Here is a 10,228-nt window from a genome sequence, read left to right as displayed (position 1 = left end):
GGGCGTCGGTCGGGGGAGCGGACGCAGACGGCTCCCTCGCGCAGGGCCGAAACCGGCGCCCAGATAGAAACGATTATCATTTCTATACTTCGCATCGTAGTCACACGACGGGGCCCGGCGCCAGAGCCCGCGGCCCGGCAATGAGAGGCAGAGCTCCATGACCGAGACTCAACCGACCTGGTCCGAGGCCGAATCGGCGCGCTACCGAGCCGCCGGACACTGGGAGGGTGTGACCTTCGGCGCCCGGCTGAGGCAGGCGGGCGCCGCCCACGGAGGGCGCGTCGCCCTCGTCGACGGCGACCGGCGGTGGACCTACGCGGACCTGGACGCCGAGGCGGACCAAGTCGCCGCCGGGCTGCGCGGGCTGGGGATCGGCCGGGGCGACCGCGTGGTGGTCCAGCTCCCCAACTGCGCCGAGTTCCTGCTCGTCTGGTTCGGGCTGCAGCGGCTCGGGGCGGTTCCGGTGCACGCCATGCCCGGCCACCGGCGCCGGGAGATCGGCCATCTGGTGCGCCTGGCGGGTGCCGTGGCCTGTGTGGTGCCCGACCTGCACGCCAGGTTCGACCACCGGGAACTGATGAGGGACGTACGGGCGGAGCAGGGGCCGGGCGGCTCGCTGCGGCATGTCATCGTGGTCGGCGACCCCGGACCGTACGACGGCTTCGTCCCGTTCGACGCGCTGCGGGTGGACACCCCGTCCGCGTCCGGCCCCGACGCCGGCGGAGCGGACCCCGCCGATATCGCCCTCCTGCTGCTGTCCGGCGGCACCACGGGGCTGCCCAAACTCATCCCGCGCACACACGACGACTACGCCTACAACGCCCGCGCCTGCGCCGGTGTCTGCGCGCTCGACGCCCAGACCGTGTACTTGGCGGTCCTGCCGATCGGCTTCAACTTCACCTTCGCCTGCCCCGGTGTGCTGGGCACCCTCATGGCCGCAGGAACCGTCGTCGTCGCGCCGGACCCCAGCCCGCAGACGGCGTTCACCCTCATCGAGCGGGAACGCGTGACCCTGACCTCCCTGACCCCGCCGCTCGTTCCGCACTGGATGGACGAAGCCTCGTCCGGCTCCTGGGACCTCCGGAGCCTCGCGGTGGTACAGGTCGGCGGGGCGCGGCTGCCGGAGAACCACGCGCGCAGGCTCGGGCCGGCGCTCGGGGCGAGCGTGCAACAGGTCTTCGGCATGGCCGAAGGGCTGATCAACCTCACACGGCTCGACGACCCGGACGACCTCGTCTGCACCACCCAGGGCCGTCCCGTCTCGCCGGACGACGACGTCCTGGTGGTGGACGCGGACGGCAGACCAGTCCCGGACGGCACGGCGGGTGAACTGCTCACCCGCGGCCCGTACACGCTGCGCGGCTACTACCGGGCCGAGGAGCACAACCGCACGGCCTTCACCCCGGACGGCTACTACCGGTCCGGCGACGTGGTGCGGCGACTGCCGACCGGACACCTCGTGGTGGTGGGGCGGATCAAGGACCAGATCAACCGTGGCGGTGAGAAGATTCCCGCGGTCGAGGTGGAGGAGCAGTTGCTGACGCATCCGGCCATCACCGCGGCGGCCCTGGTCGGTGTCCCTGACGAGCGGTGGGGTGAGCGGTCCGTCGCCTTCGTCGTGTGCGCGGGCACGGCTCCGGGCGCGCGCGAGGTCGCCGTCCACCTGAGGGAGCGCGGGCTCGCCGGTTACAAGGCCCCGGACGAGGTCGTCCAGGTTCCCGGTCTTCCGCTCACCGCCGTCGGGAAGGTCGACAAGGCGGCGCTGGCCGAGCTGCTGCGGCGGTGAGGCGCGGCCGGGGGGAGCGCCCGGTGGGCGTTGCGCTCCCCCCGGCGGCGGTAAGCGGCTCCGCACCCGCCGCCCGCTCACCGCTGCTCGGGCACCGCGGGCACGGGAGGGTCGGCGCAGGCGAGCAGGTCCCGGGTGACCCGGTGTTCCGGGGCCGCCAGCACCCGCTCGACCGGGCCGGCCTCGGCCACCCTCCCCTCGTCCAGAACGACGACCCGCTCCGCGTGACGGGCGGCGGCCGCCAGGTCGTGCGTCACCATCACGACCGTCAGACCCAGCGTCCGCCGCAGCGAGTCCAGCAGATCCAGAATCCCCCGCGCCGTCTGCGGGTCCAGCGCCGACGTGATCTCGTCGCAGACCAGGACGCTCGGCCGGGCGGCCAGCGTCCGGGCCAGTGCGACGCGTTGCCGCTGGCCTCCCGACAACTCCCCCGGACGGCGCAGGAGCACATCCGGGTCCAGTCCGACCCGGGCGAGCAGCCGTACGGCTTCGTGCGCCGCGTCCTGGTCCGGCAGGCGCCCCACGCCCGTCAGGGGCCGCAGGAGTGCGGTGCGTACGGATTCCCGTGGGTTGAGGGCGCCGCGTGCGTCCTGCGCGACGAGTTGGACCGGGGCGCCGCCTGCTCGCTGCGCGCCGCGCTCCCGCCACTGGACACTGCCCCGTGTGGGCCGGTGGAGTCCCGCGAGACATCGGGCGAGGGTGGTCTTCCCCGACCCCGAGGGACCCACCACGGCGGTGCAGCAGCCCGCCGGGGCGGTGAGGGAGACATCGTGCAGCACGGGGATGCGGCCGTGCACGGCATGCAGCCCGCGTACGGTCAACTCGCCGACGACGGCGGGGGCGACGCTCTTCTGCTTCCCCCGGCGGGGGTCGGCGACCCCGGCCGGCGGCGGCGCGGGCACCGGCGCCTTCGGGACGCCGAGCGGGGCGATCCGGCCTGCTTCCAGACGGATCACGTCGTCCGCCACGGACGCGATCCACGCCGGGTCGTGGCTGACCAGCACCGCGGAGCGGTCCCCGTCGGCCAGGACCTCGCCCAGCAGCCCGCGCATCCCGGCCGCCAGCACCGTGTCCAGGCCGCTGGTGGGCTCGTCCAGGACCAGCAGGCTGGGCCTGCCCGCCAACGCAAGGGCGAGGGCCACGCGTTGGGCCTGTCCTCCCGAGAGCCGGCGCGGCAGCCACCGCTGGAACGCCCGGTCGGCCGGTAGCCGCACGGACAGCAACAGCTCCTCGACCCGCGCCCGGACGTCGCCTGCACCCCGCGCGGACGAGCGCAGCCGCACCGCCTCGGCGAGCTGCGTGCCGATCCGAAGCGCGGGGTTGAGCGACGAGGCGGGGTCCTGGCCCAGGAACGACACCACGCGCCCGCGCAGGCGGCGGGCGCCCCCGCGGTCGAACGGGTCGAGCCCGGCGACCCGGACGGTTCCGCCACGGACCTCCAGGCCCGGACGGACATGTCCGAGCAGGCTGTACGCCAGCGTGCTCTTGCCGGACCCCGATCTGCCCACGACCCCGAGGACCTGCCCGCGCGACAGGGAGAGGACGGCGTCGTGCAGGACGGGCGGGCCGCCGGTCACCGGGCCGAGTGTCAGTCCGCTGATCTCGGCGAGCGGGCCGGTCCCGGACGGGCGGCCGGACACATGGCCGGTCATGCGGTTGATATCGCTCATGCGGCACCCCGCCCCACCGTGTCCGCCAGCCGTCCGGCCAGCCGGCCCACGCACACGGACAGCAGCACGAGCAGCAGGGCCGGGGCGAGGAACGGCGCGGCGGCCAGTGTCGCGCCGGGAACGTTCTCGCTCACCATGCGCCCCCAGTCGGGCGCCGCTCCGCCCTGTCCGAGTCCGAGAAACCCCGCGGTGGCGGTGAGGTGCAGGGAGGCAACCAGACGCAGCGCGGTGTCCACCAGGGCCGGTCCTGCGATGTTGGGCAGCACGTCGTGGCGCAGTACGGCCCGCCGGGTGTCGCCCCGGGCCAGGGCGGCCTCGACGTACCCACTGGTGAGGACGGTGTCCGCCGCGGCCCGCAACACCCTGGTGGAGAACGGAGCGGTGGCCAGGGCCACGGCCGCCACGACGGCCGTGTCGCTGCCGGGGAAACCGGCGGCCAGGACGAGGACGATCAGGAGGGCCGGGAGTACGGCCAGGGCGTCGACGCAGCGCACCATCAGGTCGCCCAGCCGGCGGGACGCCAGGGCCGCCAGCACGCCGGCGGACATCCCGACGGCACCGGCGGCCGCCGTTGACGCGAGCGCGGTGAGCACGATGGTCCGGCCGCCGCTGAGCACCCGGCTCGCCACGTCCCTGCCCAGCACGTCTGTGCCGAGGAGGAAATGTCCGTCCGGCTGCTGGAAGGGCGCCGCGAGCTGCGCGGTGGGGCTGTACGGCGCGGCCAGCGGGCCCAGCAGGGCGAGCAGCACGACGAGCAGCGTTCCCGCGCCCATGAGCAGGAGCGGCCGGCGGCGGCGCGGTGTGCGCCGACCGGCCGGGCGCTCCCGCCGCCGCGATGTCAGGGCTGTGGTCATCGGCCCTGCCTCTCCCGCGCGCCGAGCAGACGCGCGCAGATGTCACCCAGCAGCAGCACCGCGAGCATCACCGCGACCAGGGCGGTGGCGATGCCCTGCACCATCGGCACGTCCCGTGCGGCGACGGCCAGTTGCAGTTCCCGGCCGATGCCCGGGTAGTCGAACACGTTCTCCACCACCACCGCGGAGCCGACCAGCGCCCCCGTGGTGAGGGTGAGGGCCTGCACCGCGGGCCCCGCGGCGTTGGGAAGGATGTGACGAGCCGCGAGCCGCACACCGCGGACGCCGTTGAGTCGCGCCGCTTCGCAGTACGGGGTGGCCGCCGCGTCCGCGACGGACACGCGCAGCAGTCTGGTGGCGACGGCGAGGCCGACCGCGCTGAGCGTCAGTACGGGCAGGACCAGGGCGCGCGGCACATCGAGCGGGGTGCCTCCCAGGGGGATGACGGAGACACGCGGAAGAACCTCAAGCCATACCGCCAGTACCGCGATCAGCAGCGCCGCGATGACGAACTCGGGTACGGCCGCCAGCACTTGAGCGCCTGTCGCGACCAGGCGGTCGGCGCCGCCGCCGCGCAGCCCGGTCCACAGACCCAGCAGCGTGGCAAGCGGTGCGGTGACCGCGAGGGTCAGTCCCGCGAGCAGCAGGCTGTTGGGCAGGCGGGTGGCGATGACCTCGGTGACCGGGCGCTGTCCGACGAAGCCATGGCCCAGGTCCCCGCGCAGGGCGCCGGCCGCCCAGGACGCGTACCGCTCGGCGGCGGGCCGGTCCAGACCGAGTCCGGCACGGACGTCGGCGCGTTGTGCCTCGGAGGCGTCCGCACCGGCGACCACGCTGACGGCGTCTCCCGGAAGCACGGCCGTGGCCGCGAAGATCGCGGCCGACAGCACGACCAGCAGGACGGCCGCCCCCGCGAGGCGACGGCCGGCGAACGCGAGCAGGTTCACGCCAGGGACGCCTGGGAGAAGCCGGGGAACTGTTCGAAGAGGTCGTCGGCTATCCCGCTGACCCCCTTGGCCTGGGCGTTCAGATTCGGCTTGAAGACCGGCAGCACCTGGTTGCCCTCGGCCCAGCGCGTGCGCTGCGCGCGGGTGGCCAGCCGCTTCGCCTCGGACGGATCGCTCTCGGCGCGGGCCTTCGCCACGAAGGTGTCCGTCTGCGACTTCTTCCAGCCGAACGCCGACGGCGATCCGCCGGCCGTGCTCATCTGGTAGGTCGACAGCGCGGGGATGGGCATCTGGTACGAACCGGCCAGCGGCAGCGCCGCATAGGCGGCGAAGTCGGCGTAGAGCTGCCCTGCGGGCAGTTCACGGACCGACGCCTGGACGCCGGCCTTCTTCAGGTCCTCGACGAAGAGCGTGGCCATCTCCACCATGCCGGGTGTCTCGGGGCCGGTCGTCAGCCGGATCCTCATCCCGTCGGCGCCGGCCTCCTTGAGGAGCCTGCGGGCCCGTTCCGGGTCGTGGGCCCGCTGGGGCAGGCTCTCCGCGTAGTCCGGGAAGCCCATGGATGGCAGGTCATTGCCGATCTCGGCGTGTCCGTAGAACACGGTCTGGACCATGGCCTCGCGGTCGACCGCGAGTTTGAACGCCTCCCTGACCCGCGGGTCGTCGAACGGCTCGACGCTCATGTTCATCTGGAAGGAGAGCCCGACCAGGTAGGGGCTCTTCGTCGGGACGAGCCGGACCGTCGCGTCGTCCGCGAGGGTGCGTGCGGTGACGGGTGAGAGGTCGTGGGCGAAGTCGATCTCACCGCTGGTGAGCGCCCCGGCCCTGGCGGTCGAGTCCGCGATCGACCGCAGCTCCAGGCCGTCCAGGTGCGGCACGCGGCCGTAGTGGTCGTCGAAGCGCTCGAAGGCCGAGCCCTGACCCGCCGTGAACTCGGTGAGCCGGAAGGGCCCGCAACTGGGCATGCCCCTGCGGAAGTTCTTGGTGCCGTCCTTGACGACGAGGAAGTTGCCCTGGCAGAGGATCATGCGGCCGTCGGCGATGGGCCGTTGGGTGGGCAGGACGACCTTCAGGTCGCCGTCGGCCTTGGCGCGCGCGAGGTCGAAGTTCGCGGCGGCGAGCCGGTACACGGGCAGCGTGCTCCTGGCCGCGAGGACGCTGAGCGAGTGCAGGATGTCGGCGGAGGTCAGCTCGGAGCCGTCCGTGAAGCGGACGCCGGGCCGCACATGCAGCGTGTAGGTGGACAGATCCTCGGAGATGTCGATGCCCTTGAGGACGCCGTAGCGCACCCCGTCGGGCCCGCTGGGATCGAGGTTGCCCAGGGTGCCGTGCCAGGCCCGGGCGCGCACCAGGTCCAGTGCGGACGGGCCGTTGAAGAAGTCAAGCGTCTCGGAGGCGCCGCCTCCGACGAAGGCGGCTCGCAGGGTGCCGCCCGAACGGGGCGAGGAACCCGACTGCGGCTTCCGGTCGTTGCCGGGCCCTTCGGTGGAGCACGCCGCCAGCAGGCCGGGCCCCACCGCCAGAGCCGCGGCTCCCGCCGCGCCGCGACGGAGGAAGGTACGGCGATCGAACTGTCTGGACATGCTTCTCCTTGACGTTCTGCTGAGCTGGACCGGGCGCCGGGGGACATGCGCCGGCGCGTGAACTGAGGCCGACACGAGGACGGGCGGGCGGTGGCGGGCGAGCGGTGGAGGCGGGCGGTGGCGGGCGCGCAGTCGAGGTGTCCGGTGGCGGGCGCGCGACGGAGGCGGGCGGTGGCGGGCGCGCGGTTATGGCGGCCGGTGGCGGGTGCGCGCACCGACGAGTCGCACGCCGGCCCCAACCGCAAGGAACGGTTGCCGGGCTAGCGCAGGGCGAGGGCACCGGACGGGCACGCCCGAACGGCCTCGTGCACGGCGTCCGACTGGGAGACCGGTGGCCTCTCGTCGAGGACGAGTACGAGCCCGTCCTTCTCGTCCTGGTCGAAGACGGCCGGTGCGGCGAGCACACACTGTCCCGCCCCCACGCACCGCTCACGCTCCGCGCTGATCTTTCCGTCACCGGACATCCGGCCTGCCCCGGTCATGACGACCCCTCCCCTGCTGCCGCACACACGGCCGCCGATGCGGCAACCAGAGATTAATCGATAACGACTTCCATATTCAACAAGTCCGCGAGGGCGGGGCCAGTACAGGACACAACCTGTCCGCTACCCCCGCCAGGATGGTCAACGAGCCGTTCGGGAGGCATCGCTCCCGGTCACGGCAGCCGCCACATCGCCTTGAACGATCGGCGGCGTATTCGTCACATCGAGGTTGGGAGCAGGTCATGTCCGTCACGACCACCACACATCTGAACTTCCGGGGCACCGCACGTGAGGCGCTGGACTTCTACCGGTCCGTCTTCGGCGGACGTACCGTCGCGATCACCTACAAGGACGCCGGCGCCGTGCGGAACGAGAGCGAGGCGGACTGGGTGATGTGGGGCGAGGTGGCCGGCGACAACGGCTTCCACGTCATGGCCTACGACGTGCCCTCGCACCTGCCCTGGAACCAGGGCGAGAACCCGTTCTTCGTCTCCGTACGCGGTGACGACGCCGAGGAGATCAGCGCCCTGTGGGGCAGGCTCGCCGACGGCTCGACCATCCAGCGTCCGCTGGAACCCGCGCAGTGGTCGCCGCTGTACGGCATGCTCACCGACCGCTTCGGTGTCACCTGGGTGCTGGACGTCACCGCTCCCTATAACGGCTGAACCAGCCGACCTCACATGCCCGCGCCGTCCGGGCCGCCGCGGCCACACGGGCGGCCCGGACGGCGCGGGCACCGAACACGTACAACAGCGAAGAGAAGTGGGTCACCATGCGGATGCGGAAGCTGGGACGGACCGGCATCGAAGTCAGCGCCTACTGCCTGGGCACCATGATGTTCGGCAGGACGGGCAACCCGGATCACGACGACTGCGTACGCATGATCCACCAGGCGCTCGACGCGGGCATCAATGTCGTGGACACCGCCGACGTCTACGGCTACAGCGAGACCGAGGAGATCGTCGCGAAGGGCCTCAAAGGGCGCCGCGACCAGGTCGTGCTGGCGACCAAGTTCAACGGACCGATGGGCGAGGGCCCCAATCGCAGCGGCAGTTCCCGGCGCTGGATCATGCAGGCGGTCGAGGGCTCGCTGAAGCGGCTGCAAACCGACTACATCGACCTCTACCAGATCCACCACCCCGACCCGCACACGGACATCGAGGAAACCCTTTCCGCGCTCACCGACCTCGTACGGGCCGGAAAGGTCCGCGCGATCGGCTCCTCCAACCTGCCGGCCTCGGACATCGTCGAAGCCCAATGGGTGGCCGAGCAGCGCGGCCTGCACCGCCTGCGAACCGAGCAGCCCACCTACTCCCTGCTCAACCGGGGCATCGAGCGCGAGATCCTGCCCACCTGCCGCCGCTACGGCCTGGGCGTTCTGGTGTGGAGCCCGCTGGCCATGGGACTGCTCACCGGCCGCTACCGCAAGGACACCCCGCGGCCCGGCAACGCCCGTATGCACTGGGTCCCCCGTCACCTCACCGACGAACGCAAGCTCGATGCCGTCGAGGTGCTGCTCGCCCTCGCCGAAGAAGCCGGCCTCTCCCTCACCCACCTGGCCATGGCCTTCGCCACCGGCCATCCCGACGTCACCGCCGCCATCATCGGCCCCCGCACGAGGGACCAGCTCGACGACCTGCTCGCCGGAGCCACCCTCACCCTGGGCGACGACATCCTCGACACGATCGACACGATCGTCCCGCCCGGCACCGACATCGGTCCTCTGGACGTCTCCTACACCCCGCCCTCCCTCACCCGTACCGACCTGCGCCGCCGCCCGGCCCACGAGCGGGCCGCGGCCTGACGCCATGACCGTCCTCGACAGCCGCGCCCTCAACCGCGCCACCCTGGCCCGCCAGCACCTGCTCACCCGCGGCGACACCTCCGTGCCCGAGGCGGTGGCCCACCTGTGCGGGTTGCAGGCGCAAGAGCCCCACGAACCGTTCATCGGGCTGTGGTCCCGCCTGGCCGACTTCACACCCGCGCACCTGGACGAAGCGCTCACCGGCCGCACCGTGGTGCGCACCCATCTGATGCGCCGCACCGTGCACCTCGTCACCTCCGACGACGCGCTCGCCTGGCGGGCCCGCCACGACACCATGCTGCGCCAGCGAGTGCTGGGCACCTATCGGCGCGAACTGGCCGGCATCGACCTGGAGGAGGTCGCCGCCGCGGGCCGCGCGGTCATGGCCGACCAGCGGCCCCGCACCATGACCGAACTCGTGCAAGCCGTCGAAGACCGCTGGCCCGGCCCACCACGCCGGGCCCTGGGCGAGTTGCTTGTCGCGGCCCTCATCCCCATGGCCCAACTCCCGCCCCGCGGGCTGTGGCACCAGACCGCCGGCGTACGCAACCTGCCGTTGGCCACCTGGCTGGCACGGGACGTCGACCCGCTGCCCGACGGGGACGGCGATCCCGTCGGACAGCGGCTGCTGCGCCGCTACCTCGCCGCCTACGGCCCCGCCGCCAGCGCGGATCTACGCGCCTGGTGCGGCCTCGCCGGACTTCCCGCCGCTGTCAGAGCCGCCCGGGACGAACTCGTCGTCTTCCGCGACGAACGGGGCCGCGAACTGCTCGATCTGCCCGACGCGCCTCGCCCGCACCCCGACACCCCGGCCCCCGTACGGTTTCTGCCGGCCTTCGACAACGCCATCCTCGGCTACCACGACCGCAGCCGCATCATCGACGCCGCACACCTCGGTCTGTCCGTCGCGGGCCACCGCACGGTCCTCGTCGACGGACGCGTCACCGCCACCTGGACCGTGCGCAGCCGCCAACTCCACATCAGCCCGCTCCGCCCCCTCACCGCCCCGGAACAAGAAGCCGTCCACGCCGAGGCCGAGACCCTGCGCACCTTCCTGGACGAAGACATCGAACAGGTCCGCCTCACCACAGAAACCTGACGA

At 72.6% G+C, this 10,228-nt stretch carries 9 protein-coding genes; 4 read left to right on the top strand and 5 right to left on the bottom strand.

What is annotated here, in order from left to right; genetic code table 11:
• Positions 1-157: 157 nt before the first annotated feature.
• Positions 158-1,786 carry a (2,3-dihydroxybenzoyl)adenylate synthase gene (locus tag ACIRFL_RS15630; protein WP_404028483.1) on the top strand — a complete coding sequence of 543 codons (1,629 nt, stop codon included), beginning with the start codon at positions 158-160 and terminating at the stop codon, positions 1,784-1,786.
• Positions 1,787-1,863: 77 nt separating this feature from the next.
• On the opposite strand, the gene ACIRFL_RS15625 is transcribed toward ACIRFL_RS15630, so the two are convergent.
• The 5 genes from ACIRFL_RS15625 to ACIRFL_RS15605 all read right to left on the bottom strand — a co-directional run bounded on the left by ACIRFL_RS15625 (position 1,864) and on the right by ACIRFL_RS15605 (position 7,322).
• A complete protein-coding gene (locus ACIRFL_RS15625) occupies positions 1,864-3,438 on the bottom strand; it encodes an ABC transporter ATP-binding protein (protein ID WP_404028675.1) in 1,575 nt (524 codons plus the stop codon).
• Between the two features lie 14 nt (positions 3,439-3,452).
• A complete protein-coding gene (locus tag ACIRFL_RS15620) occupies positions 3,453-4,310 on the bottom strand; it encodes an ABC transporter permease (protein WP_404028481.1) in 858 nt (285 codons plus the stop codon).
• Positions 4,307-5,257 (bottom strand): ABC transporter permease, encoded by a 951-nt coding sequence (locus ACIRFL_RS15615; RefSeq protein ID WP_404028477.1) that lies wholly within the window; start codon positions 5,255-5,257, stop codon positions 4,307-4,309. The genes ACIRFL_RS15620 and ACIRFL_RS15615 overlap by 4 nt, the downstream gene beginning before the upstream one ends.
• Positions 5,254-6,840 (bottom strand): ABC transporter substrate-binding protein, encoded by a 1,587-nt coding sequence (locus tag ACIRFL_RS15610; RefSeq protein WP_404028474.1) that lies wholly within the window; start codon positions 6,838-6,840, stop codon positions 5,254-5,256. Before ACIRFL_RS15610 ends, ACIRFL_RS15615 begins: the two co-directional genes overlap by 4 nt.
• A gap of 260 nt (positions 6,841-7,100) precedes the next feature.
• Positions 7,101-7,322, bottom strand: coding sequence for a ferredoxin (locus ACIRFL_RS15605; protein WP_404028471.1), 222 nt, complete (start codon positions 7,320-7,322; stop codon positions 7,101-7,103).
• 242 nt (positions 7,323-7,564) lie between these two features.
• Between ACIRFL_RS15605 and ACIRFL_RS15600 the strand changes: the two genes are divergently transcribed.
• The 3 genes from ACIRFL_RS15600 (at position 7,565) to ACIRFL_RS15590 (ending at position 10,225) form a co-directional block, all read left to right on the top strand.
• Positions 7,565-7,987, top strand: a complete 423-nt coding sequence (locus ACIRFL_RS15600) for a VOC family protein (RefSeq protein WP_404028469.1) — start codon at positions 7,565-7,567, stop codon at positions 7,985-7,987.
• A gap of 107 nt (positions 7,988-8,094) precedes the next feature.
• Positions 8,095-9,126, top strand: coding sequence for an aldo/keto reductase (locus ACIRFL_RS15595; protein ID WP_404028466.1), 1,032 nt, complete (start codon positions 8,095-8,097; stop codon positions 9,124-9,126).
• A gap of 4 nt (positions 9,127-9,130) precedes the next feature.
• Positions 9,131-10,225: a winged helix DNA-binding domain-containing protein gene (locus ACIRFL_RS15590; protein WP_404028463.1), complete on the top strand. Its 1,095-nt coding sequence runs from the start codon at positions 9,131-9,133 to the stop codon at positions 10,223-10,225.
• Positions 10,226-10,228 lie beyond the last annotated feature (3 nt).

The sequence above is a fragment of the Streptomyces sp. NPDC102462 genome (assembly GCF_044765425.1).
GTDB lineage: Bacteria > Actinomycetota > Actinomycetes > Streptomycetales > Streptomycetaceae > Streptomyces.
The sequence above is the reverse complement of the archived record's forward strand: the minus strand, read 5'-3'. Positions and strand labels throughout refer to the sequence as shown.